Source organism: Actinoallomurus oryzae (genome assembly GCF_039541955.1).
Taxonomy (GTDB): Bacteria; Actinomycetota; Actinomycetes; order Streptosporangiales; family Streptosporangiaceae; genus Actinoallomurus; species Actinoallomurus oryzae.
On the sequence record NZ_BAABHF010000017.1, the window covers coordinates 204,299 to 230,112 of the forward strand.

19 protein-coding genes are annotated in these 25,814 nt (G+C 71.6%); 11 read left to right on the forward strand and 8 right to left on the reverse strand.

Translation table 11 applies throughout. The annotated features are described in order from the left end of the window. Positions 1-68 precede the first annotated feature (68 nt). The 11 genes from aceB to ABEA10_RS13905 all read left to right on the forward strand — a co-directional run bounded on the left by aceB (position 69) and on the right by ABEA10_RS13905 (position 16,109). Complete coding sequence (gene aceB, locus ABEA10_RS13855; RefSeq protein WP_345462802.1) at positions 69-1,670, forward strand: malate synthase A; 1,602 nt, start codon at positions 69-71, stop codon at positions 1,668-1,670. Positions 1,671-1,798: 128 nt separating this feature from the next. After that, positions 1,799-3,256: an FAD-linked oxidase C-terminal domain-containing protein gene (locus ABEA10_RS13860; RefSeq protein ID WP_425550902.1), complete on the forward strand. Its 1,458-nt coding sequence runs from the start codon at positions 1,799-1,801 to the stop codon at positions 3,254-3,256. Further along, on the forward strand, positions 3,256-4,416 hold the full coding sequence (locus ABEA10_RS13865; protein ID WP_345462808.1) for an FAD-binding oxidoreductase: 1,161 nt from the start codon (positions 3,256-3,258) through the stop codon (positions 4,414-4,416). Before ABEA10_RS13860 ends, ABEA10_RS13865 begins: the two co-directional genes overlap by 1 nt. Further along, the gene (locus tag ABEA10_RS13870) at positions 4,416-5,678 is read left to right on the forward strand and encodes a (Fe-S)-binding protein (RefSeq protein WP_345462812.1); all 1,263 of its coding nucleotides are present in this window, start codon (positions 4,416-4,418) and stop codon (positions 5,676-5,678) included. Before ABEA10_RS13865 ends, ABEA10_RS13870 begins: the two co-directional genes overlap by 1 nt. Before the next feature lie 6 nt (positions 5,679-5,684). After that, complete coding sequence (locus ABEA10_RS13875) at positions 5,685-7,334, forward strand: L-lactate permease (RefSeq protein ID WP_345462815.1); 1,650 nt, start codon at positions 5,685-5,687, stop codon at positions 7,332-7,334. 229 nt (positions 7,335-7,563) lie between these two features. Then, positions 7,564-8,184, forward strand: coding sequence for a hypothetical protein (locus tag ABEA10_RS13880; RefSeq protein WP_345462819.1), 621 nt, complete (start codon positions 7,564-7,566; stop codon positions 8,182-8,184). 77 nt (positions 8,185-8,261) lie between these two features. After that, the gene (locus ABEA10_RS13885) at positions 8,262-8,924 is read left to right on the forward strand and encodes a response regulator transcription factor (RefSeq protein WP_425550907.1); all 663 of its coding nucleotides are present in this window, start codon (positions 8,262-8,264) and stop codon (positions 8,922-8,924) included. A gap of 29 nt (positions 8,925-8,953) precedes the next feature. Beyond that, positions 8,954-10,336: a HAMP domain-containing sensor histidine kinase gene (locus tag ABEA10_RS13890; protein ID WP_345462825.1), complete on the forward strand. Its 1,383-nt coding sequence runs from the start codon at positions 8,954-8,956 to the stop codon at positions 10,334-10,336. A 137-nt stretch (positions 10,337-10,473) separates the two neighbouring features. Further along, complete coding sequence (locus ABEA10_RS13895) at positions 10,474-11,703, forward strand: bifunctional glycosyltransferase family 2/GtrA family protein (RefSeq protein WP_345462829.1); 1,230 nt, start codon at positions 10,474-10,476, stop codon at positions 11,701-11,703. Further along, positions 11,700-14,636: a glycosyltransferase family 39 protein gene (locus ABEA10_RS13900; protein ID WP_345462832.1), complete on the forward strand. Its 2,937-nt coding sequence runs from the start codon at positions 11,700-11,702 to the stop codon at positions 14,634-14,636. Before ABEA10_RS13895 ends, ABEA10_RS13900 begins: the two co-directional genes overlap by 4 nt. Positions 14,637-15,917: 1,281 nt before the next feature. Beyond that, positions 15,918-16,109 (forward strand): hypothetical protein, encoded by a 192-nt coding sequence (locus tag ABEA10_RS13905; RefSeq protein ID WP_345462835.1) that lies wholly within the window; start codon positions 15,918-15,920, stop codon positions 16,107-16,109. A gap of 284 nt (positions 16,110-16,393) precedes the next feature. Here the strand turns inward: ABEA10_RS13905 and ABEA10_RS13910 are convergent, their stop codons facing one another. The 8 genes from ABEA10_RS13910 to ABEA10_RS13940 form a co-directional block, all read right to left on the reverse strand. Further along, entirely contained in the window at positions 16,394-18,049 is a 1,656-nt protein-coding gene (locus ABEA10_RS13910; protein WP_345462838.1) for an ABC transporter family substrate-binding protein, read from the reverse strand. 158 nt (positions 18,050-18,207) lie between these two features. Beyond that, complete coding sequence (locus ABEA10_RS51115; RefSeq protein WP_425550903.1) at positions 18,208-18,654, reverse strand: ABC transporter ATP-binding protein; 447 nt, start codon at positions 18,652-18,654, stop codon at positions 18,208-18,210. Positions 18,655-19,047: 393 nt separating this feature from the next. After that, positions 19,048-20,871 (reverse strand): dipeptide ABC transporter ATP-binding protein, encoded by a 1,824-nt coding sequence (locus tag ABEA10_RS13915; protein WP_345462841.1) that lies wholly within the window; start codon positions 20,869-20,871, stop codon positions 19,048-19,050. Between the two features lie 94 nt (positions 20,872-20,965). Next, complete coding sequence (locus ABEA10_RS13920; RefSeq protein WP_345462844.1) at positions 20,966-21,727, reverse strand: ABC transporter permease; 762 nt, start codon at positions 21,725-21,727, stop codon at positions 20,966-20,968. Between the two features lie 199 nt (positions 21,728-21,926). After that, positions 21,927-22,877 carry an ABC transporter permease gene (locus tag ABEA10_RS13925; RefSeq protein ID WP_345462847.1) on the reverse strand — a complete coding sequence of 317 codons (951 nt, stop codon included), beginning with the start codon at positions 22,875-22,877 and terminating at the stop codon, positions 21,927-21,929. Between the two features lie 91 nt (positions 22,878-22,968). After that, complete coding sequence (locus ABEA10_RS13930) at positions 22,969-24,003, reverse strand: acyl-CoA dehydrogenase family protein (protein ID WP_345462850.1); 1,035 nt, start codon at positions 24,001-24,003, stop codon at positions 22,969-22,971. A gap of 3 nt (positions 24,004-24,006) precedes the next feature. After that, complete coding sequence (locus ABEA10_RS13935) at positions 24,007-25,173, reverse strand: acyl-CoA dehydrogenase family protein (RefSeq protein WP_329256979.1); 1,167 nt, start codon at positions 25,171-25,173, stop codon at positions 24,007-24,009. A 13-nt stretch (positions 25,174-25,186) separates the two neighbouring features. Beyond that, positions 25,187-25,780, reverse strand: coding sequence for a TetR/AcrR family transcriptional regulator (locus tag ABEA10_RS13940; protein ID WP_345462858.1), 594 nt, complete (start codon positions 25,778-25,780; stop codon positions 25,187-25,189). Positions 25,781-25,814 lie beyond the last annotated feature (34 nt).

A 25,814-nucleotide genomic window follows, 5' to 3' on the forward strand; every position in this document is an offset into this window, starting at 1 on the left:
CCCGCAAGGACGTTAATAGGCTTTCCACTAAGCAGAAGAGAAATTTCACTATACGAAAGGGTAGGCAGATGGCTGGACCCGCAGGCGTGGAGCTGACCGGCTCCGTCGACGATCGGTTCGGGGAGATCCTCACGCCCGAGGCGCTGGGCTTTCTCGCCACCCTCCAGCGCGAGTTCGGCGCGCGGCGCCGCGAGTTGCTCGGCCTCCGTGCCGAGCGTCAGGAGGAGCTGGCCCGCGGCGGCACGCTCGACTTCCCCGCCGACACCGCCGACATCCGTCAGGACGACACCTGGCGCGTGGCCGACCCGGCGCCCGGCCTGGAGGACCGGCGGGTCGAGATCACCGGGCCGACGGACCGCAAGATGACGATCAACGCGCTCAACTCGGGCGCGAAGGTCTGGCTCGCCGACTTCGAGGACGCCAACACGCCGCTCTGGGAGAACATGGTCGGCGGCCAGCTCAACCTCCGGGACGCCCTCGACCGCACCATCGACTTCGAGACCGGCGGGAAGTCCTACACGCTGAAGCCGGACGAGGAACTGGCCACCATCGTCGTGCGGCCGCGCGGCTGGCATCTGGACGAGAAGCACGTCCTCGTGGACGGCGAGCGCATGTCCGGCTCCCTGTTCGACTTCGGCCTCTACTTCTTCCACTGCGCGCGGCGCCAGCTCGACAAGGGCAAGGGCCCGTACTTCTATCTGCCGAAGATGGAGAGCCGGCACGAGGCGCGTCTCTGGAACGACGTCTTCAACCTCGCCCAGGACCTCCTGGAGATCCCGCGCGGCACGATCCGGGCGACCGTGCTGATCGAGACCATCCCGGCCGCGTTCGAGATGGAGGAGATCCTCTACGAGCTGCGGGACCACTCGGCGGGGCTCAACGCCGGCCGGTGGGACTACCTGTTCTCGGTGATCAAGAAGTTCCGCTCGCGCGGCCGGCAGTTCCTGCTGCCCGAGCGCAACGCGATCACGATGACCGCCCCGTTCATGCGGGCGTACACCGAGCTCCTGGTGCGCACGTGCCACAAGCGCGGCGCGCACGCGATCGGCGGCATGGCGGCCTTCATCCCCTCGCGCCGCGACGAGGAGGTCAACAAGGCCGCGTTCGAGAAGGTGCGGGCCGACAAGACCCGCGAGTCCGAGGACGGCTTCGACGGGTCCTGGGTCGCCCACCCCGGCATGGTCGACATCTGCCGCGAGGTCTTCGACGGCGTCCTCGGCGACCGCCCGAACCAGCGCGACCGGCTTCGCGAGGACGTCTCGGTGGCCGCCTCCGACCTGCTGGCGGTGGAGAAGACGCCCGGTGAGATCACCGAGGCGGGGCTGCGCAACAACATCAGCGTCGGCCTGCAGTACATCGCGACGTGGCTGGGCGGCAACGGCGCGGTGGGCATCTTCAACCTGATGGAGGACGCCGCGACCGCCGAGATCGCGCGTTCGCAGGTCTGGCAGTGGATCCACAACGACGTCGAGCTCGCCGAGGGCCCGAAGGTCACGCCGGAGCTGGTCGAGCGGCTGATCGACGAGGAGCTCGGCAAGATCCGCGAGTCGTACGGGGACGCGTACGACGAGAAGCGCTTCGCCGAAGCGGTGAGCCTGTTCAAGGAGGTCGCGCTCGCCGACGAGTACGCCGACTTCCTGACCGTCCCGGCCTACGAGCGGATGCCCTGACGACCGCGCCCCGGAGTTCCCGGACTCCGGGGCGTTTCCGCAGGTCGTAGCCCGTACGCACGACGTACGGCAAGGGTCAGATCACACCTTGGTACCGATTAGTTTGGATCCGTTCCGAAAGGTCAAGGATGGGTGATGTGTCTACAGCAGGGCTTGACGGGCTCGCAGAGCGGCTGAGGGTCGTCGCCGGGGCCGGCAACGTCATCACCGACCCTGCGGAGCTGCGCACGTACGAGTGCGACGGGCTGACCTACCACCGGGCGACGCCGGGCATCGTGGTGCTGCCGGACAGCGCCGAGCAGATCGCCGAGATCGTCCGGGCCTGCGCCGCCGAGGGCGTGCCGTACATCGCGCGCGGTTCCGGCACCGGGCTGTCGGGCGGCGCGCTCCCCCGCACCGACGGCGTGCTGATCGTCACCTCCCGCATGCGGCGGATCCTTGAGATCGACATCGACGACGAACGCGCCGTCGTCGAGCCGGGCGTGATCAACCTCGACGTCACCAAGGCCGTACGGCCGCAGGGGTACTACTACGCGCCCGACCCCTCCAGCCAGCAGATCTGCTCGATCGGCGGCAACGTGGCGGAGAACTCCGGCGGTGCCCACTGCCTGAAGTACGGCTTCACCGTCAACCACGTGCTCGCCTGCGAGGTCGTCACGCCCGACGGAGAGATCGTGGAGATCACCGAAGCGCCGGGCTACGACCTGCTCGGCGCGTTCGTCGGCTCGGAGGGCACGCTCGGCATCACCACCAAGATCACCGTACGGCTCACGCGCCTGCCGGAGAAGGTCGAGACGCTGCTGGCCGCCTTCGACACCATCGAGAGCGCGGGCGAGGCGGTCTCGGCGATCATCTCCGCGGGCGTGGTGCCCGCGGCGATCGAGATGATGGACGCGCTGTCCATCGAGGCGGCCGAGGCCGCGGTGGCCTGTAACTATCCGCCCGGCGCCGGCGCGGTGCTCATCGTCGAGCTGGACGGGCCCGCCGCCGAGGTGGACTACCAGTTCGCGCAGGTCAAGGAGTTGTGCGCCGCGGCGTTCGAGATCCGGGTGGCCGCCGACGACACCGAGCGGGCCCTGATCTGGCGCGGCCGCAAGTCCGCGTTCGCGGCGGTGGGGCGGATCAGCCCCGACTACATCGTGCAGGACGGCGTCATTCCCCGTACGGCCCTGCCCGAGGTGCTGGCCAGGATCGACGAGCTGTCGGGCGACAGCGGGGTCCGGGTCGCGAACGTCTTCCACGCCGGCGACGGCAACCTGCACCCGCTGGTGCTGTTCGACGACGCGGTGCCGGGCGCGGGCGAGCGCGCCGAGCTGGTCTCGGGCCAGATCCTCGACCTGTGCATCGAACACGGCGGGTCGATCACCGGCGAGCACGGCGTGGGCGTCGACAAGGCCAAGCACATGCCCCGGATGTTCACCGAGGAGGACCTCGACACCATGCAGATGGTGCGGTGCGCCTTCGACCCGGAGGGCCTGTGCAACCCCGGCAAGGTGTACCCGACCCCACGGCTGTGCGGCGAGGTGCCGGGCCGCCGCACCAGGATCCATCCGCTCGTCGAGAGCGGGAAGGCGGACCTGTTCTGATGGCGCCCGTGATCGACGCCCTCGCCAAGGCGTGCGAGGTCCGCCCCGCCGAGCTCCAAGACACCGTCCAGGGCGTCGCCGCCTCGTACGTGGCCGCGCCCGCGAGCGTGGCGGAGGCGAGCGAGCTGATGCGCGCCGCCGCCGAGCACCGCCTCGCCGTCGTGCCGCGCGGCGCCGGCACCAAGCTGCACTGGGGCGCGCCGCCCGAACGCTGTGACCTGATCGTCGAGATGCGACGGCTCGGGCGGCTGATCGAACACGCGTCGGGCGACCTGGTCGTCAAGGCCGAGGCCGGGTTGCCCCTGCGGGACCTGCAGGAGGCCGTCTCCGGCACGCGCCAGCAGCTCGCCCTCGACGCCCTGGTGCCGGGCGCCACGGTCGGCGGGGCGCTCGCCACCGCCACGGCCGGTCCCCGCCGGCTCCTGTACGGCTCGGCGCGCGACCTGCTCATCGGGATCACGGTCGTGCGCGCCGACGGGGTGGTCGCGCACGCCGGTGGCAAGGTGGTCAAGAACGTCGCCGGCTACGACCTCGGCAAGCTGTTCACCGGCTCGCGCGGCACCCTCGGTCTGATCGCCGAGGCGGCGTTCCGGCTGCACCCGCTCCCGCAGGCCAGCGCGTACGTCTCGGCGACCGTCGCGGACGCGGGCCAGGCGCTGGAGCTGACGCGGGCGCTGCTGCGCTCCTCGCTCGTGCCCTCGGCCATCGAGGTGGACGGGCCGGACCCGATCACCGTGACCGTGCTGCTGGAGGGGTTCGCCGGCGGCGTGCCGGCGCGCGCCGAGGCGGCGCGCGACCTCATCGGCGGCCAGGTCGCGGACGGGCCGCCGGACTGGTGGGGACGGCTGCCGGACGGCGAGGTGCTCGCCGAGGTGCGCGCCGCGCCCTCGAAGCTCACCGCGATCTTCCAGGAGGCGCCCGCGCACGTCCGCGGCTCCGCCGGGCGCGGTGTCTGGCACGTCGGGCTGCCCGCCGGCGACGCGGAGCAGACCCTGGACCGCCTGCGGCGCCACGGCAGCGCCGTCGTGCTGTCCGCGCCGGACGGCACGGCGCTCGACCGGTGGGGGTCGGTGCCCGCCCTGCCGCTGATGCGGCGCGTCAAGGACCAGTTCGATCCGGAGCACCGCCTGTCGCCCGGACGCTTCGCAGGGGGGATCTAGTGGAGGACTTCCGCGAGTTGCTCGACGACTGCGTGCACTGCGGGTTCTGCCTGCCCACGTGCCCGACGTACCAGCTGTGGGGCGAGGAGATGGACTCCCCGCGCGGGCGGATCCACCTGATGAGCCAGCACGAACAGGGCGCGCCGCTCTCCGGCCCGATGATCGAGCACTTCGACCGCTGTCTCGGCTGCATGGCCTGCGTGACCGCCTGCCCGTCGGGCGTCAAGTACGACCGGCTCATCGAGGTCACCCGGGCCCAGGTCGAGGACGAACAGCCGCGCGGCCGCACCGACCGCCTGCTCCGCGAGGCGATCTTCGCGTTCTTCCCGTACCCGAAGCGGCTGCGTCTTCTGCGCGGGCCGCTCCGCGCGTACCAGGCGTCCAGGATCAACATGGCGCCCCTGCTCAACCGGATCTCGCCGACGCTGGCGGCCATGGAGCGGCTGGCACCGCCGCGCGCCACTCATGTGCGCCTGCCCGAACGCGTCCCCGCGCGTGGCGAGCGCCGCGCCGTCGTCGGCATGCTGACCGGCTGCGTACAGCGGGAGTTCTTCCCCGGGGTCAACGCCGCGACCGCCCGTATCTTGGCGATGGAGGGCTGCGACGTCGTCATCCCCAAAAACCAGGGCTGCTGCGGAGCGCTGTCGCTGCACTCCGGGCGGGCCGCGGAGGCCAGGGCGTTCGCCAAGAAGACCATCGAGTCGTTCGCGGACGTCGACGTCGTCGTCGTCAACGCGGCCGGGTGCGGGTCGGCGATGAAGGACTACGGCGACGTGCTGGCCGACGAGCCGGAGTGGGCGGAGCGCGCACGGGAGTTCTCGGCCAAGACGCGCGACCTCACCGAGTACCTCGCCGAGCTGGGACCGCGCGCCACCCGCCATCCGCTGGAGATGACGGTCGCGTACCACGACGCCTGCCACCTCGCCCACGCCCAGGGCATCCGCCGCCAGCCGCGTGCGCTGCTCGCGGACATCCCCGGGCTGGAGATCCGCGAGATCGCCGACCCGGAGATCTGCTGCGGCTCGGCGGGCGTCTACAACCTGCTGCAGCCCGAGGCCGCCGGTGAGCTCGGGGACCGCAAGGCCGCGAACGTGTCGGCGACCGGAGCCGGCCTGCTCGTGGCCGCCAATCCCGGCTGCTCGCTGCAGATCGCCACGGCGCTGCGCCGCCGGGGCGAGGAGATCGCGGTGGCACACACCGCGGAAGTGCTCGACGCGTCCATTCGGGGGATCGGCAAGGAGCAGTTCTCCCGTCGGAGGTGACCCCCGTTGTATCGCCAAGTACTAGACCCCGTCGCCCATTCCCTGGGGTGGAGTTCGCTGGTCTCGGCGCTCCCCCTGCTCACCCTGTTCGTGCTACTCGGCATCGTGCGGATGCGCGCGTGGCTGGCCTCGGTCATCGCCCTGGCCGTGTCCCTGGTCATCGCGATCTGGGCGTACAGCATGCCCGTCGGCCAGGCGTTCCTGGCCGGCAGCGAGGGCGCGGTGTTCGGGTTCTTCCCGATCCTGTGGATCGTCATCAACGCGATCTGGATCTACACCATGACCGTGGAGACCGGGCACTTCGACGTGCTCCGGCGGACGTTCACACAGGTCAGTGACGACCAGCGCATCCAGGCGATCATCATCGCGTTCTCCTTCGGGGCGCTGCTGGAGGCCCTGGCCGGGTTCGGCACGCCGGTGGCGATCACCTCGGTCATGCTCATCGCGATGGGCTTCAAGCCGCTCAAGGCCGCGGTGGTCGCGCTGGTCGCCAACACGGCGCCGGTCGCGTTCGGCGCGATGGCCATCCCGGTCATCACCCTCGGCGGCGTGACGCACATGTCGAGCGACGCCCTCGGCTCCATGGTCGGCCACCAGACGCCGATCCTGTCGGTGTTCGTGCCGCTCGTGCTGGTGTTCATCGTCGACGGCCGCCGCGGCCTCGCGCAGACGTGGGTCGCGGCGCTGACCGCGGGCCTGGCGTTCGGGCTCGCTCAGTGGATCACCTCGAACCACCTGTCGGTGCCGCTCACCGACATCGTCGCGTCGCTGTTCTCGGTGATCGTCCTCGTCGCGCTGCTGCGCGTCTGGCAGCCGGGTGAGACGCTCGGCGGCGCCGAGCCGCGTACGGTCGTCGCGGGCGGGGCGGCCGACGAGCCGACGCCGGAGTTCGCCGGCCGGGTGGCGCACCCGGACTCGCGGGCGGAGATCGTACGGGCCTGGGCACCGTACGCGATCATCATCGTGGTCTTCGTGCTCGCGCAGATCGACCCGATCAAGGGCTGGCTCGACGCCCCGACCAGGACGGTGAACTGGCCCGGCCTGCACATCACCGGCGCCTCCGGCAAGGTGTCCACACTGCCACAGTTCAAGATCAACTGGCTGAGCGCGGCGGGGAGCCTGCTGCTCATCTCCGGGGTGCTCAGCGCGATCGCGCTGAAGATCAGCGTGGGGCGGGCGCTGCGCGCGTACTGGGCCACGCTCGTGCAGCTGCGCTGGGCGATCGTCACCGTCATGGCGGTGCTGGGCCTCGCGTACGTGATGAACGCCTCCGGCCAGACGATCACGCTCGGCACCTGGATGGCGGGCGCCGGCGGCTTCTTCGCCTTCCTCTCCCCCGTGCTCGGCTGGCTCGGCACCGCGGTCACCGGCTCGGACACCTCCTCCAACTCGCTCTTCGGCGCCCTGCAGGTGGCGGCAGCGGGCAAGGCGAACCTGTCCCCGCTGCTGATGGCGGCCTCCAACAGCTCCGGCGGCGTGCTCGGGAAGATGGTCTCGCCACAGAACCTCGCGATCGCCGCGGCGGCCGTCGGCATGGACGGCAAGGAGGGCGACATCTTCCGCCGCGTGATCCTGTGGAGCCTGGTCTTCCTCGCCGGGATGTGCGTGCTCGCGCTGTTGCAGTCCGTCGCGGTCCTGTCATGGATGGTGCCCTGACCAGGAGTCATCCGGGCAGTGGCGGAATTTCCGCAGGGCGATTTGTTATGTTTTGAGGCCTTGTTCAGCGGTGCTCCGCGACGTCGTCGCGGAGCACCGCCGACCGCCGACCCGGGACCTGGAAGCCATGGCACGGAGTCACTCACACAGAAGCAGCCATAGAAGAAAGAGACAGACCCGGCGCGCCCGACGCCTCGGCATCGCGGGAGGCGCCACCGGCGTCCTCGGCGTGGCCGCGGTGGCCGGCCTCATCGTCGTCGTGCGCGCGCACGGCGACCACCGCACGCCGGCGCCCCGTACGGTCGCCGCCCGGACGGCGACGCACGGCTCCGACGGCCTGTCGCGGCTCAAGACCGGCACCCGGCTCGACGTCAGCACGCCGGACGGCTATTCGTACTCTCTGGCCGCGGTCAAGGCCGGGACGGGCGATCGGCCGCTCGCCAGCACGACGGCGCGGCCCGCGGACGGCACCACGCTCGGGTACGCCGACTACGTGATCACCAACACGGGCAACGACGCCGCGCTGCTGGACTTCCCCGCCGACCTGTTCGTCAAGCGGTCCCGGGTGCCGGCGAGCGTGCTGGCCGAGAACCGCTGCATGCCGCAGCCGGGCGCGCCCTCGGACATGTGCACGCTGCCCGACCACACCGACGTGGTCAACACGCTCGGCTTCGCGCCACCGCGCTCGGAGGACGGCGACCAGTACATCCCGGCGGGGGCGAGCTACCTCGTACGGGTCGCCACCGACATGCCGGTCGAGAGCTCCGTCTCACCGACCGACCTGAGGCTGTACGTGTGGAACCCGCGCTTCGTGCCGGACCGGCGCGCGGTCGAGGTGCCCCTCCCCTGACCGGGTGAGATTTGGATGAGAAAGCTTCTTCCCTGGTCAGAGCGGTCTCAGCGCGATATACCGTCATTGACGTGCGAATCCTGGTCGTAGACGACGAACCCGCAGTCCGTGAATCTCTGGCGAGCAGCCTCGCCTTCGAGGACTATGAGGTCGTCACGGCCGCCGACGGCGCGTCGGCCCTCGACGAACTCGACCGGGCCCAGCCCGACCTGGCCATCCTGGACATCCTGATGCCCCGCATGGACGGCCTCACCGCGTGCCGGCGCCTGCGCGCCCGCGGAGAGACGCTGCCGGTGCTCATGCTGACCGCCCGTGACACGGTCGGCGACCGGGTGACCGGGCTGGACGCCGGCGCGGACGACTACCTCGTCAAGCCGTTCGACCTGGACGAACTCCTCGCGCGGGTACGGGCGCTGCTACGCCGCAGCGTGGTGACGGCCCGCGGCGGCGAGATCCTGGAGTACGCCGGCCTGCGGATGAACACCGTGACCCGCGAGGTGAGCCGCGACGGCCGCGCGCTGGAGCTGACCCGCACCGAGTACTCCCTGCTGGAGCTCTTCCTCACCCACCCGCGCCAGGTGCTCACCCGCGAGCAGATCCTCAAGGCCGTGTGGGGCTTCGACTTCGAGCCGTCGTCCAACTCCCTGGACGTGTACGTCATGTACCTGCGCCGCAAGATGGGCGAGCCGCGGCTGATCAACACCGTCCGCGGCGTCGGCTACGTCCTGCGTTCCCCGTGACGAGCCCGCCTTGGGAGGGATCTTGAGCGATGAAAAGGCATCTGTCCTTGCGCACCCGGCTCGCCGTGCTGACCAGTCTCGCCGTCGCCGTGGCCGTGGCGGCCTGCGCGGTCGGCTGCTGGTTCGTCGTACGCGGACGGCTGATCGACCAGCTCGACCAGTCGTTGTCGGCAGGGCCGCGCGCCGGCGGCCCGCCCGGTTCTGACGCGAGGCCCGGATCGGCGCGCTCCATCTGCGACATGCAGCCGCGGAAGGACGATCCCTTCCGCGGGTACCAGCCGACGCTGCAGGTCATCTCGCCGGACGGCACCTACTGCAGCTCGCCCGGAACCTCTCCGCTGAAGGTCGTACCCGGCGACGTCGCGATCGCCCGCGGCCAGAAACCGGCCTCCTACCGGGACGGTGAGACCGTGGACGGCACGCCGATGCGGGTGTTCACGCGCCGCGACCCCGACGGCTTCGCGGTGTCGGTGGCCAAGCCGCGCACCCAGGTCGACGAGTCGCTGAACAGCCTGGCCCTGCTGCTCGTCGCGGTGTCGGCCGTCGGCGTGGTCGGGGCGGCGGTCGCGGGCCTTCTCATCGCCCGCGCGGGGCTGGCGCCCGTGGACCGGCTGACCGACGTGGTCGAGCACATCGCCCGTACCGAGGACCTGGACACCGCCATCCCGGTCGAGGGCCGCGACGAGATCGCCCGGCTGAGCCGGTCGTTCAACAGCATGACCCGTGCGCTCGCCGGATCGCGCGAGCGGCAGCAGCGGCTGATCGTGGACGCCGGCCACGAGCTGCGCACGCCCCTGACCAGCCTGCGCACCAACGTCGATCTGATGCTCCGCAGCGAGGAGACCGGCCGTCCGCTGCCCGACGACGGCAAGAAACGGCTGCTGGTCAACGTGAAGGCGCAGCTCGTGGAGCTGACGAGCCTGGTCGGCGACCTGCTCGACCTGGCGCGGGACGAGGACGTCGCCGACGTGGGCCCGGTCGCGCTGCACGAGGTGGCCGGCAACGCCGTGCGCCGCGTACGCCCGCGAGGGCCGACGTTGCGGATCGAGGCGCAGATCTCGCCGTGGTACGTGCGCGGGGACGCCGCGGCGTTGGAACGTGCCCTGGTGAACCTCCTGGACAACGCCATCAAGTTCAGCCCGCCGGGCGGCACCGTGGCGGTCCGCCTCCGCGACGGCGAGCTGACCGTACGGGACCAGGGGCCGGGCATCCCGGAGGAGGACCGGCCGTACGTCTTCGACCGGTTCTGGCGTTCGCCGTCCGCGCGGGGGCTGCCGGGATCGGGCCTGGGGCTGGCCATCGCGGCCCGTGCCGTACGCGAGGCGGGCGGGGAGATCCGGCTGGATCCGGCGCCCGGCGGCGGCACGGAGGCGTGGATGAAGCTGCCCGGAACCCTGGTTCCGGCTTCTTGACCCGCTTTCTCATCGGGGGTTAAGAAACGGCTCACTCGGCTCCCACGCTCACCCGCGACCTTGGTCGTCATGAGCGAACGGAGTGAGCGAATCGATGAGCACGCGCGCCTGGTCCCTCCTCCGACGAAGGAGGACTCATGAGCGAGATTTCCCTGTCGGCCGGGCCGCAGGCGCGGCTCGGCGTGATCTCCGAGCCGCGCGGGCCTCTCATCGAGATCGCGATCCCGGTCTACAACGAAGAACACATCCTGGCCGCCAGCGTGCGACGCCTCCAGACCTACCTGCTCGAGACGTTCCCGTACCGGTTCGTGATCACGATCGTCGACAATGCGAGTACGGACGGGACGTGGGATGTCGCCTCGCGGCTGGCGTTGCGGTTCTCCGAGGTCGAGGCCGTACGGCTGCCCCAGAAGGGGCGCGGCCGGGCGCTGCGGCACGTGTGGGGCACCAGCGTGGCCGACGTCGTGGCGTACATGGACGTGGACCTGTCCACGGACCTCGACGCGTTCCTGCCGCTGATCGCACCCCTCGTGTCCGGCCACAGCGACCTGGCCATCGGCAGCCGCCTGTCCCGCGGCTCGGCGGTCGTCCGCGGACCGCGCCGCGAGGTGATCTCCCGGATCTACAACCTGATGCTCCGCACGACGCTCGCGGCCCGGTTCTCGGACGCGCAGTGCGGGTTCAAGGCGGGCCGGGCCGAGGTCGTACGGGCGCTGCTGCCGGCGGTGGAGGACGAAGAGTGGTTCTTCGACACCGAGTTGCTGCTGCTCGCGGAGCGGAACGGGCTGCGGATCCACGAGGTGCCGGTCGACTGGGTCGATGACCCGGACAGCCGCGTCGACGTCGTGCGTACCGCCCTGGACGACCTGCGCGGGATGCTGCGCATGGGCCGCCGATGGCTCGCCGGGGCGCTGCGGGTCCAGGTGCCGTCGCGGCGGCTGCCCGCCGGGATGCGGGCTCAGGTGCCGAGCTTCGCGGTCATCGGGATCATCAGCACGATCGCCCAGCTCGTCCTGTACGGACTGTTGCGCCTTTTCACGCCGGTCGTCCTGGCGAATGTGGTCTCCTATTTCCTCGCCGCGATCGCCAACACGGCCGCCAACCGGCGGTTCACCTTCGGGGTGGTCGGCACCCGGCGAATCGTCCGGCACCAGCTCGAAGGCGGGGTCGCGTTCCTCGTGGGGCTCGGGGTGAGCACGCTCGGGCTGTTCGCGGTGCACGCCGCGTGGCCGCACGCGTCGCGGTTCGTCGAGCTGGCCGCGCTGCTGGCGCTGAACCTGTTCGCCGCGGCGATCCGCTTCGCGCTGCTGCGCGCGTGGGTGTTCCACCCCCGGCGGACGCCGGACCTGGAAGAGGAGAACCGATGAGTGTCCTTTCGCCACACCGCTCCACCCCCGCGGTGGACGCCGGGCCCGCCGCCGAGCGGCGCTCCGGCGACCCGTGGTGGGCCAGGGGGGCACTCGGCGGGGTGCTGCTGCTCGCGGCGCTCCTGTACGGCTGGGGCCTGTCGGGTTATGCCAACGAGTACTACTCCGCGGCGGTGCGCAGCGGCGCGGAGAGCTGGAAGGCGTTCTTCTTCGGCTCGCTGGACTCCGCGTCCTTCATCACCGTGGACAAGCCGCCGATGGCGCTGTGGGCGCAGGAGCTGACCGCGCGGGTCATCGGGTACGGAAGCTGGAGCCTGCTGCTGCCCGAAGTCGTCATGGGCGTCGCCGCGGTCTTCGTGCTGTACGTGACGGTGCGGCGCGTCTTCGGCCCGGTCGCCGGCCTGGTGGCCGCGCTGGTGATGGCGCTGACGCCGATCACGGTCGCGATCAACCGGGACAACAACCCCGACACGCTGCTCGTGCTGTTGCTGCTGCTCTCGGCGTGGGCGTGCCAGCGCGCCGTCGCGTCGGGGCGGCTGCGCTGGCTGGTCGCCTCGGCGTTCTTCCTGGGCTGCGGCTTCAACACCAAGATGCTCCAGGCGTACCTGCTGCTTCCGGCGCTGGCCCTCGTCTACCTGCTGTTCGCCCCGGGCGGCCGGCTGCGTCGCGTGTGGCACCTCCTGGCGTCCGGGGTCGTCCTCGCGGTCTCCAGCTTCTGGTGGATGGTCGTGGTGGACCTGATCCCGGCCTCCTCCCGCCCGTACATCGGCGGCAGCACGGACGGCACGGTCTGGGACCTGGTGATCGGCTACAACGGCCTCGGCCGGGTCACGGGCAACGAGGGCGGCGGCCGGAGCGGACCGCCCGGCGGGGGTCAGGGCGCGAGCTTCGCGGGCGCGTCCGGGCTGGGGCGGCTGTTCAACGACACGGTCGGCGGCCAGATCTCGTGGCTGCTGCCGTTCGCGGCCCTCGTACTGGTCGTAGGCGTGGTGACCTTGTGGAAACGCCCGCGCACGGACCTCGCGCGGGCGGCCGTCGTGCTGTGGGGCGGCTGGCTGGTGGTCCACTTCGTCATCTTCAGCTTCTCCGACGGCACGATGCATCCGTACTACACGACCGCCCTCGCACCGGCCGTGGGCGCACTGACCGGCATCGGCGGGGTCCTGTCGCTGCGGGCGTACCGGTCTTCGAGCCTCCGCCGAGGCGCGGCACTCGCCGGTGATTCCTCAGGCGGGATGCCGAGCGGGGATGTCTCGGGCGCAGCGCTGGGCGGGGACGCCCCAGGCGGGGCGCTGGGCAGGAACGCCTCGGGCGCAGCGCTGGGCGGGGACGCCCCAGGCGGGGCGCTGGGCAGGGACGCCTCGGGCGCAGCGCTGGGCGGCCGTCATCGGACCTCCGACGGTACGCCGGACACCGACTCGCCGGTGATGGCCGGGCGTGGAGAGGACGGCTGGGCCGACGACGGACGGACCGTGGACGTCCGGTGCCGGGCCGGCCGGGGTGAACCCGCCGACACCGCCGAACCGGGCGTCTCCCGACCGGGCGTCTCCAGTCTCGACGGGCGAAGCCGGTGGAACTCGCTCGCGTGGAACTGGTCGCTACCGCTGGGTGTCGCCGTGACGGGCGGCTGGTCGTTCGCCCTGCTCCGGCGCACGCCGAGCTGGAACCCCTGGCTGTCGTGGACGGTTCTCGCGCTGACCGTACTCGCGGTCGCGGGCCTGGTCGTGGCCCTCACCGGCGGCGCCGTCGGGCTCGCCCGGCGTACATCCCGCCACGCTCCGGCGGATGTACGACGAGGTCCGGACACGACCGTAACGCGGCCGACGACGGACGCGACCACCACACGACCGGGGACGGACGCGACCACCGCACAACCGGGGACGGACGCGACCACCGCACAACCGGAGGCGGACGCGACCGCCGCACAACCGGGGACGGGCGTGACCGCCGCACAACCGGAGGCGGACGCGACCACCGCGCGGTCGGCGGACGGCCGTGGTCCGGCCGCGTCCACAACAGTGGAATCCGCCCCGGACGACTCGTCGTCGGCCACCGCCGGGTCCTCATCGGCGGATGGTCCGGCGCCCATCACCCCTGGGGCGGAGGCGGTGACCTCGTCGGCGGCGGTCGGCGACGGCTCCACGAAGGCGCGTTTCCGGTCGAAGCCGGCCCGGGTCGCCGTGGTCGCCGCTATCACCGGAATGGTCGCGGGCCTGGCCGGACCCGCGGCGTACGCGGTCTCCGCCGCCGCTTCCAGCTCCAACGGCACCAATCCCCTCGCGGGCCCGTCGGGCGGTTTCGGCATGTTCGGCGGCCCGGGGATGCGCGGCGGCAACGGCCGGCTTCCGGCGGACGCGCGGCGGACGATGGAGGGCCGGTTCCCCGGCGGCATGCCACCGGGCGCAGCCGGTGACTCCGGTGACTCGGGCGCCCCAGGCATGCCGGGTGAGGCGCCTGGCGGCAGTACGGGCCGGCCCAACGGCGACGGCGGGCAGGGCGGCTTCCCAGGCGGACGCGGAGGTTTCCCCGGTGGCGGCGGGGGCTTCCCCGGGGGAGGCGGCCCAGGCGGCGAGGCGAACACCCAGCTCATTTCGTACCTGCAGAAGAACCGGGGCGGCGCCACCTGGCTGCTGGCGGTCTCCAGCGCCATGAGCGCCTCGTCGATCATCATCAAGACCGGCGAGCCGGTCATGGCCATGGGCGGCTTCACGGGCAGCGATCCGGCGATGACCGTGTCGAAGCTCCAGCAGTACGTGAAGAGCGGAAAGCTGCGCTTCGTGATGGTAGGCGGAGGCGGCCCAGGCGGCGGCGGTTCGGACGTGACCACCTGGGTCACCAAGAACTGCCAGGCCGTGAAGGCATCGGAGTACGGCGGAACGTCGACCTCGTCGGCGCAGCAACAGAACTCCCAGGGCCTCTACCGCTGCACCTGACCCGTCCACCCGGCTGGGCGGTGCTCGGACGACATGACCACCGTCTGAGCACCGCCCAGCCGACGCGTTCCCGAAACGCGACGCTCATCCCACGTTTCCGACGCGCCGGCCAGGCGGGGCTTTGTCCGTAATGATCTCGACGTTCGGCTCAGGAGCGCCGATCCGGGCGTATTGGCTTCGCGTGCGATGTGGGGAGTCGGTAAGGGCAAGGCTCGCAGCGGCCGGGGCCCCGGCGGCTCCGTCAGGGCGGCCGTGAACTGGTCGAAGCCGCACTGACGCTCGTCGGCGGCGTGGCGCATTCCACCGAACGCACCGTCGCCACCCACCGAACGCACCCCGGCACCGCCCCGCCCAACATCCTCCACACACCCTCACCGAACACGTCCCCGCCGCCATCACCCGACGCACGCCCACATCCCCAGCGGACGCAGTTCCGCACCACTTACCCAACGACCTCGCTGCACCCACCCAACGAACCCGCACCGCTCGCTCAACGACCCCGCACCGCCCACCGAACGCAACCGCTCGCACCGCCCACCGAAGACACCACTCGCAGCACCCGCCGAACGTACGCCTGTTACGGCGTCTTCGAAGGCACATCAACCCACAAGAGGCCGCGGCGTACGGCGGTCTGGCGCCGCGTCGACCGGCTGTGGCGGACCAGGGCCCGCCAAGACGTCGCCTCCGCCGACCTCGCGACGCGTACGGGCGTCTCGACCGCTGCGGCGCCCCCGGCGCGCAGCACCCGAGGCACGGCCGGTGGACCCCGCGCGAGACCCTGGGAGGGCCGGTGGCCCACGAGGCCCCGGTCCGGCCGACGGACCCCGCGTGAGGAACCGCCCGACACTGCCGGACACCGCGGCTGGAAACCCACCGCGTTCAGGCGGGACGGAATTTCGCCGACACTCGCGAACACGGTCCGCTACCAGTCGTTTACTATTTCGACATACGATCTTTGGGATCTGGTGCCTCGGCGGCTTTGCCGCAGGTAAACAGGATGGTTTCGTGGCCGCAACCGGTCAGCGTCGGGCAAGCCGATGTAAAGAGCACGTCACGCGCCCATGACAGGTCGTCATCGGCCGCGAGATTCCTCGACTTGGGGGCTTCTCACCATGGGCGACGGCCATTAGCATCGCAGCACTGAACACCGTGGGCAGAAGGGTGCCGACGATGGCGGGACTTTTGTTTGACAACCCGTTCTATGGAAAGCTCGCCCAGGCTGTAAATGGCGTCCGGAAGGATGCCATCGATCTTGAACGAATGCTCAATAGATCATTCGACATGGCTCAACGAACACAGCTGAACGCGGGCTATGAGAACAACGTCGACACGCAGCGCAGACAGCTCCGGTGGGCTCTCATCAGCATCGTTCAGGCCGCCGAGGACGCTCTGCAGAACACTCCGATGAAGGTCACGGCCGAGGAGGCCGCGCTCGGAGGCAAGGGCCCGTACGGCGCGCCGAGCTTCTGGTAACCCCAGAGCCCGACACCCGGCGAACCGACGAGACCACCTCGACGGCAAGAACCCACACGCCACACCGAGCTTCTGGTAAACCCCAAAGCCCGACACCCGGCGAACCGACGAGACCACCTCGACGGCAAGAACCCACACGCCACACCGAGCTTCCGGCAACCCCCCAAGCCCGACATCCGGCGAACCCGTCCCCGCGCGGAGGGCCGCGGTCGGCCGGCCGACAGCTGGGAAAGCCGGATGGCCGACGAAAACGGCGGACGCACGCGACGGCGGCTTTCCGCGTGTCATCGGCGGAAGCCGACGTCGGGCCAGGCCGGGGTGTAAAGGCCGAAGGCGCCCCAGTTCACGAGGGTTCGCCGCGCCGGGACGATCTGCGGACGCTGGTACAAGGTCACCGAATGCACTTCACCCCAGATCAACCGGTCGGCCTCATTCGCGTACCGGCGGGCCTTCGCCGGGTTCAGTTCTTCGGTGGCGCGGTCGAGAAGGGCGTCGAGCGACGCCGATCCGACCCGGGCGACGTTCTGCCGAACGTCGTTTCCGCGTGGTCTGCCGTAGATCGGCCGCAGATTCGAGATCGGGAACGGACCGCCGATCCAGGAGAACGGCGCGAGATCGTACGCGCCAGGAATGAGATACCGGTCGAAGAAATCGCTGTCGGGCACCGGCCGCAGCTCCAGCCGTACGCCCACCCGCCTCAGCATGACCTGGATCAGCTCACCGCTCTGGCGGCCCGTCGCAGCGCTCGCCGGGTAGACGTACCGCAGCGTCAGCGGGCGGCCGTCCTTCAGCCGTGACCGCCCACGCGTCCGCCAGCCCGCCCGATCGAGCAGGCGTCCGGCGCCTACCGGGTCGTAGGTGTCCAGGTCGCCCGCGTTGTCCCGGTAGCCCTCCTGGGTGTTGACGAAGGCGTGGTCGTTCAGGAGGAGCACCGGCCAGTCCAGTCCGGCCAGGGCCGACCGGGCGAGCGCGCGGCGGTCGATGGCCATCGCCACGGCCCGGCGTACGTTCACGTCGGCCAGTGCCGGCGTCGCGCCGTTGAAGGTGAGCTGGCTGAAGTCCGGGCCGGCCGCCCGCCGGACGACGGCGCCGGGGACCTGTCGCGCGCGCCGGTACGCCGCCGCGTCCGTGCCGGCGTCGAACGCGTCGATCTCTCCGCTCGCGAACGCCCCGGGCATGGCATCGCGCGCAAGGTACCGGAAGACGACCCGGTCGAGCCGGGCCCGGGGTCCCCACCAGTGAGCGTCACGGACGATGGTGACGGCCTGGGCGGTGCGATCGATGCTCTCGGGCCGGAACGGGCCGGCGGTGACCGGAATGTGGCCCGACCACGCGTGGTCCCAGGCCGACGGATCGCTGATCGTCCTGGCCGGGTACAGCGGGCTGAACAGGCTCCGCCACTCTCCGAACGGCCGGTCGAAGGTCACCACGACCTGCCGGTCGTTCGCCCCACGGGTGACCTGCCGAATCCGGTCGTACCCGGTGGACGTGGTGATCTGGTACGCCCTGTCACTGCCGCGACAGGCCCGCCACAGCGCCAGGAAGTCGCGGTAGCCGAGCGGTGTGCCGTCGGACCATCGGGCCATCGGATTGAGGTCGTAGGTCACGACCTGTCTCGGCCTCTTGCGGGTGACCTCGGCCCGTACCAGGTAGGACGGGTCGGCGGTGACCCTGCCACGCTGGTCGGAACGGAACAGCCAGGGCATCAGCGCGCCGAGGATCCGCGCCGTGTCGAGGTCGGCGCCGCCCAGGTGCCAGTAGTTCCACTGGGTGGGGAACTCCGTCGTCGCGAGCCGCAGCGTGCCACCGTCCCGCACGCGTTCACGCGGCATCGGCGCGATGTCGTACGCACCGATCCGCGACACCGGACGCGCGGGCGCTTGCGCCGGCGCGCACGCGGCCACGACCAACAGGAGCAGAGCGATCGGCGCAAATTTCACCAACCCGCTCCTCGACCGCCGGAAACCACCCACGAGCCCGCCGCCAGCCGCCCCACAAGCCCGCCGCGACCGTCCCAGAGGTAACCCAGGCCGTCGCCGAAGCGACGACGCGCCCACGATCACACGCAGCAAGCCCAAAGCGATCGGCGTGGATTCCATCAGAACTCTCCTTGCTCGGGGCAGTGGCAGGCCACGGCATGGTCGGGGGTGAGATGTCGGAGGCCGAAACCCTCCTCGGCGCGCTTTCCGCAGCCGTGCGCCGTAAGCGCCAGGGACACCGCGCAGGGGGCGCGGAACCGGCAACCGGATGGATCGGGCAGCGGCTCCCGTACCTTCCATTCCGGCCGCTCACCGTGCGAATTCGGAAGGGGGACGGCGCCAAGCAGAGTCCGGGTGTACGGGTGGGCGTGGCGTACACCGCGTCGGTCCGCGTGGATCTCATCGGTGCCCTCCTCGCCCTGCGAAGTGGCGATCGGGAGCGAGATGGCCCAGAAGGGGGTCTTCCTCAGCGCACTGGCGACGGTCGTGCGCCGGGAACACCGGGCGGCGGGCGCGAAACCGGGCGACCACCAGGTGGGTGGCGTAGCGACTCCCGTACCTCCCATTGCGGCCGCGTTCACAGTGCGGGTGCGGCAGCGGGACGGCGTCGAGCAGCGTCCGGACGTGCGGGCACACGGGCGTGGGGTACACCGCGTCGGTCGGCCTAAATCTCATCGGGACTCTCCTCGTCCTGCGAAGTGGCAGGCCACAGCATGATCGGAGGCGAGATGGCGGAGGCCGGGATCCTCCTCGCCGCGCTGGCCGCAGTCGCACGCCGGGAACGTTGGCGACAGCGGGCCCCGCGTGAGGAATGGCAGCCGACAGGTGGATCGGGCGACTCCCCGTACCTTCCACCCAGGCCGCTCGCGGTGCGGGCCCGGAAGCGGGATGACGCCGAGCAGCGTCCGGGCGTACGGATGCACGGGCACGGGGGTACACCGCGTCGGTCCGCGTGGATCTCATCGGAGCTCTCCTCGTCCTGCGAAGTGGCAGGCCACAGCGTGATCGAGAGCGAGATGGCGGAGAACGGGGTTCTCCTCGGCGCACTGGCGACGGTCATGCGCCGTGAGCGCCGGGAACACCGGGCAGCGGGCACGGAACCGGCAACCGCCAGGGGGATCGGGTAACGGCTCCCGTACCTCCCGCTCCGGCCGTTCACCGTGTGGGCGCAGCAGCGGGACGGCGTCGAGCAGCGTCCGGGTGTACGGGTGGGCGGGCGTGGTGTACACGGCGTGGGCATCGCCGAGCTCCACGATGCGCCCGTGGCGCATGACGGCGACGCGGTCGGCCAGTCGGCGGAGGGCGGCCAGGTCGTGTGCGGCGATCAGGTAGGCCAGGCCCAGGCGTGTCTTCAGGTCGCGGAGCAGTTCGATGATGCCCGCCCGGGTGGAGACGTCGAGCGCCGAGAACGGCTCGTCGAGGAGCAGGAGCCGTGGGTCGAGGGCGAGCGCGCGGGCGATGCCGACGCGCTGACGCTGTCCGCCGGACAGTTCGCCCGGCCGGCGTCCGGCGTGTGCGGGGGCGAGTCCGACGAGGCGCAGGAGTTCGGGGACGCGGGCGGAGGTCTCCGGCCGGGTGCGGCCGTGGGCGCGCAGGGGTTCGGCGAGGATGGCGCCGGCCGTCATGCGCGGGTCGAGTGCGGCGGCGGAGTCCTGGAAGACCAGTTGCACGTCGCGGTGGAGTTCGCGGCGCCTTCTGGCGGACAGACTCGCGGTGTCATGGCCGAACACCACGCCGGTCCTGAGGGCGGCGATCTCCTTGAGCGTGGTCGTCTTGCCGCACCCGGACTCGCCCACCAGGCCCAGCGCCTCGCCCGCGCGGACGTCGAAACCGACGCCGTCGACCGCGCGCACCACACGGGCCCGCCGCAGCGTCCCGCGCACCGGATGCTCTTTGACCAGTCCATCCACCACGAGAACGCGCGGTGTGGCCGCCCTGCCGCCCGGCGCCGGCCGGCCCGGCGGGGCATCGGTCATGGGTGCCGAGACGACGTCCACACGGCCGGGGCGCGGGGCAGAGCGAAGCAGCGCGGCCGTGCGGGGCATGGACGGGTCGGTCGAGGCCGTCGCCGCCGGACCGACTTCGACCGTACGGCCGGCGTGCATCACCATGATGCGGTCGGCGCGCTCGACGGCGAGCCCGAGGTCGTGGGTGATGAGCACGAGAGCCGCGTCCGTACGGCGCTGAACGGCCCGGAGAGAGTCGAGCACCTGAGCCTGCACCGGTGGGTCGAGGCCGGCGGTCGGCTCGTCGGCGACGATCACGGACGGGTCGGCGGCCATCGCCACGGCGATCATCGCCCGGCGGCTCTGGCCTCCGGAGAGCTGATGCGGGTACGCGCGGGCGACCGTGGCGGCCTCCTGGACACCGGCGAGCCTCAGCAGCTCGGCCGCCCGCGTGGCCGCCGCGCGCCGGGACACGCGGCGGTGGGCGCGGACCGCCTCGGCGATCTGCGCGCCGATCCGGTACACGGGAGTGAACGCGTGGTCCTGGAAGACCACCGCGATCTCATCGCCGCGGACGGCGGCGAGATCGCGTTCGGGCAGACCGAGGAGCTCGCGCCCGCGCAGCCGTACCGAGCCCTCGACCCGCGCGGACGCGGGCAGCAGGCCGACGAGCGCGAGGGCGGTCGCGGACTTGCCGGCCCCGGACTCGCCGACGACCGCCAGCACCTCTCCCGCCGCCACGCCGAACTCCACGTCGCGCACCGCGCGGACCCCGCTAGCGAACGTGACGCGCAGCCCGGACACCTCAAGCACCGGCCCGGCGCCCCCGGCCCTCACCACGGGCTCCCCAGAGCATCACGCAGCCCATCGCCGGGCAGCGCAGCGGCGGCCACGCGTTCCACGACGATCAACGACAGCCCGAACCCGGCCCTCATGACGGGCTCGCCAGAGTGTCGCGCAGGCCGTCGCCGATGAGGGTGGTGGCGAGGACGAGGAGGATCAGCGCGGTCACCGGGGGCAGGAACAGCCAGGGAAAGGTGCCGGCCGACGGTGCGCCGTCCGCGATGATCGTGCCCAGTGAGACGTCGGGCGGCCGTGCTCCGAAGCCGAGGTAGGACAGGCTGGTCTCGGCGATGACGGCGGTGCTGACGTTGAGCGTCGCGTCCACGATCAGCAGCGGCAGCAGGCCCGGGACGATGTGACGGACGATGATCGTCACCGGCCGGACGCCGAGGAAGCGGGCGGCGAGGACGTACTCCTGGTCACGCAGGGTGAGGGTCATCCCCCGGACGACGCGCGCGGTGACCATCCACATGAAGGCGGCGAGCAGCGGTGCGAGGACGGGCAGGTCCGCGCCGCGGAGCGCCGGGGCCAGCGTCGCGACGACGAGGAGGGGCGGCAGGACGAGGAGGAGCTCGACGACGCTCATCAGCCCGCGGTCGGCCCAGCCGCCGAAGTATCCGGCGACGGCCCCCGTCACCGTCGCGAGCCCGGTCGCGGAGACGGCGACGACCAGGCCGGTGACCAGTGACGCGCGCAGCCCCCGCAGCGTCACGGCGTACATGTCCCGGCCGGTCTGCGTCGTCCCCAGCCAGTGACGGGCGGACGGCGGACGGCGGAACGCGGTGAGGTCCACGCCGTCCCACGTCCACGACGTGAGATACGGCCCGGCGAACGCGAGCACCAGGAGCACCCCGAGCAGACCGAGCCCCAGACGAACCCGGCCACCACGAAAGGCGCGGAACCGCCGGTGGATCGGAGACCGCCGGTGCGCCCCGCCCCGGCGGGAACCGGAAGCGTGCGGGGCCGAGGCCGTCGTTTCCGGAGTCTCTGGCGCACGGGCGGGTCCGCCGGGAGGCCCCGGCGTGCGAGCGATCATGCGGCTGCCCCGGTCATGGCCGCGCCCGGGGGTCGAGGGCCACGTGGGCCAGGTCGGCGAGCAGACCGACGGCGGCGATCGCCATCGCCGCCGCGCAGCCGCAGGCGGCGACCGCGTTCACGTCGTCGCCCGCGATCGAGTCGATCAGCCACTCCCCCAGCCCGTGCCAGGCGAAGACCTTCTCCGTGACGGCCGTGCCGGTCAGCAGGGCGGCGAAGTCGTACGCCGCGAAGGTCGTCATCGGCGCCACCGTCACCCGCAGGGCGTGGCGGCGTAACGCCGTGCGCCGGCGCAGGCCCCGGGCCATCGCCGCGCGGACACAGCCCGAATTCAGCGCGTCGAGGAGCAGCCCTCGCTGGTAGCGGGCGCACATCGCGGCCTGGCCGAGCGCGAGCACGGTGGCGGGCAGGAGCAGATGACGCAGCCGGTCGGCCGCCGGCCCCGCGGCACCCGGGGTGTATTCGCCCGTCCACGCGAAGACCGGCGCACCGGTCCAGGAGTTCACGCTCTGGGCGGCCGTCTGGAGGAGCACCGCCAGGGCGAACGCCGGGGTCGCCATCGTCACCAGCGCGCCCGCGGTGATCAGGCGGTCGAGCGCGCCCTGCGGGCGGCAGGCCCTCACGGCGCCCAGCAGCACTCCCCCGGCCCAGCCCAGCGCACCGCCCGCCGCGACGAGACGCAGGCTGGCCCCCGCACGCCGGAGCAGCTCGCCGCGCACCGGCACGCCGTCGAGCGTCGCGCCGAAGTCGCCGCGCGCCACCCCCGACGCCCAGGTCGCGTAACGACGGGCCGGCGGCCCGTCGAGCCCGAGCGACGCCAGCCGGGCCGAGACCGCCGCACGGGGCGGTCTCGGGCTCCGGCCCTCCAGCGAGGCGCGTGGGTCGAGGGCGAGCGTGGCCGCGAAGTAGGCCAGGCTCGCCCCGGCGACCGCGAGCACCAGCCGGCCCAGGCAACGGCGCAGCACGACCAGACCTCCCGCAGCGACGACGGCGACTGCGGAAAGTTATCGCAAAGTCACGCTATGACAACAGCAGGCGGGAGTGCCTGTGGACAACTCAGTCGAGCAGGAACGCCGCGACCTCCGCACGCTGGGAACGCGCCGGTCCGTCGAACGCCGCCAGCCACTGCGCGCGCTTGTAGTACCGATGCAGCACGTGTTCCCAGGTGAAGCCGATGCCGCCATGCCCCTGGATGGCGTTCTCGCAGGCGAACACCGCGGCGGACCCGGCCAGGGCCTTGGCGGCCAGGCACGCCTGCCGGGCCATCTCGTCGTCCTCCGACACACACCACGCCGCCCAGTAGGCGAGCGACCGCGCCTCCTGCAACTGCACGTAGACGTTCGACGCCTTGTGCGACACCGCCTGGTACACGCCGATCGGCTTGCCGAACTGCTCGCGCTCCTTGGCATAGGCGACGAGCAGGTCCAGGGCGCGCTGCGCGACACCGACGCCCTCCAGCGCCAGCGCCGCGTACGCGCGGTCGCGGATACGGCCCAGCAGGACGCGCGCCTCCTCGCCGGAGGCCAGCGCACGCGCCGGCGCCGAGGAGAACCGCACGTCCGCCACCCGCCGCGTGCCGTCGATGGTCGAGCGCGGCGTCACCTCGGCGTCGCCCGCCTCCACCGCGTACAGCCCGTCGGCCGCGACGACGACGAACAGGTCGGCCACGGCACCGTCGGGCACGAGCGTCTTGGCACCGGTCAGACGGCCGTCGGAGACCGACGTCTCCACCGGGTCCAGCAGCGCCTGCGGACGCCCCGGCTCGGCCCAGGCGAGCGTCGCCTTCAGCGCGCCCGACGCGACGCGCTTGCCCGCCTCGGCGTCCAGCGCGGGCGCGGCGAGGGCGACGGTCGAGAAGTACGGCGCGGGCAGCGGCCGGTACCCGGTCTCCTCGAACAGGACGGCCTGGTCGAGGAAGGTCAGGTCCTGGTCCAGCCAGCCCATCGAGGCGAGCCTGCCCCAGACGTCCTCATCGACGCCGGCCGAGGAGTCGGCGATCTCCGCCAGGCGCGCGTCGTCGTACCGGGAGGCGAGGAACTCGCGGGCGAAGCCGCGCAGTTGCTCCTGCTCTTCGGAGAACGCGAAGTCCATCGGTCAACGTCCCTTCGGCAGGCCGAGGACACGCTCGGCGATGATGTTGCGCAGGATCTCCGATGTGCCGGCCTCGATGGTGTTGCCGCGCGAGCGGAGCTGCCAGTACTGCCAGAAGCCGTTCCAGGGCGCGTCGTCGGAGACCAGGCCGTTCAGCCCGAACACCGACTGGGCGAGTGAGGTCAGCCGCTGGTTCGCCTCGCTCCAGGCCAGCTTGACGCCCGAGCCCTCCGGCCCGGGGATGCCGGTCTCCAGGAGAGTGGTCAGCGACCGGTAGTTGGTGAAGCGCAGCGACTGCATCTCGATCCACTCGCGGGCGACGGCGTCGCGGATCACCGGGTCGTCGGCGGGGCGGCGGCCGTCGGGCCCGGGCTCCTTGACCAGCTTGATCAGCTGGTTCACCATTCGTTCGAGCTCGGCGGAGAGCGCGAACCCGAGCGTGCCGCGCTCGTGCAGCAGCGTGGTCATCGCGACCTTCCACCCGTCGCCGGGCGACCCCAGGATCGACGAGCGCGGCACCCGTACGTCGTCGAAGAAGATCTCGTTGAACTCCGGGTCGCCGGTGATCTGCACCAGCGGCCGTACGGTGACGCCCGGCGCGTGCATGTCCACGATGAGGTACGACAGGCCGGCGTGCTTGGGCGCCGACGGGTCGGTGCGGACGACGAGGATGCAGAAGTCGGCCTTGTGCGCGTAGGAGGACCAGACCTTCTGCCCGTTGACCACCCAGTGGTCGCCGTCGAGGACCGCGCTCGTACGGCCGGAGGCGAGGTCGGAGCCGGAGCCGGGTTCGGAGAAGCCCTGGCACCAGATCTCCGAGCCGTCCAGCAGCGGTCGCAGGTAGCGCTCCTTCTGCTCCGGAGTGCCCCACGCGATGATCGTCGGCCCGGCCATGTTGAGGCCGATCACGCCCGGATGGCCGGGCGCGTTGGCCCGCGACATCTCCTCCAGGTAGATCGCCTGGTACGTCGGGGACAGCCCGCGCCCGCCGTACTCCGACGGCCACGTCAGCCCGACGTACCCGGCCTGGTAGAGCTCGCCGCCCCAGCGCCGCAGCGCGTCGAAGTCGCCCCGGCCCCCTTCGAGCGGCCGGCCGGCCCAGTGCTCGGAGAGCCAGGAGCGGAGCTCCGCGCGGAACGCCGCCTCCTCCGGTGTGTCGTGAAAGTCCACTCTGGGGCCTCCCTCAGATACCGATCGCCCGGCAGTACAGCCGGGTGAGCTGCTCCACATCGCCGTCGTCGTACGGCCGCCCGAGCACGAACCAGGTGTACGCGGTGCGCCCGATCATGGTGGCGAGGGCCACCGCGGCCGTACGGGGATCGACGTCGGCCGGAACCAGACCGGCCTCCTGCCAGCCGCGGATCGCGCGCTCCTGGCGGTCGTAGAACACGCCCCAGGCTCGCAGGTACGTCTCGCGCATCGCCGGGGAGAACGTCGCGACCTGCTCGAACACGGCCATCAGCCGGGCGTTCTCACGGTAGGCGCGCAGGTAGGCGCGGTTGGCGCGGGCGATGCGCGCCTCGGGTCCGTCGCCGTCCAGCGGCTCGGCCCGCATGACGGTGAGCAGGCCGCGCAGCATCTCGTCGATCAGCTCCGCGAAGATCGCGTCCTTGTCGGCGAAGTGGGTGTAGAAGCTGCCGTACGCGACGCCGGCCCGGTCGCAGATCTCGCTGATCTTGGCGTCGAGGAAGCCGCGCTCCTCGAACACCTCGCGGGCGCCTCGGAGGAGCGCGGCTCGGGTCCGCTCCGCTCGGGCCTGCCGCTTGACCTGGGTCACGGCGACATCATAACCGAAACCGATTCGGTAATCG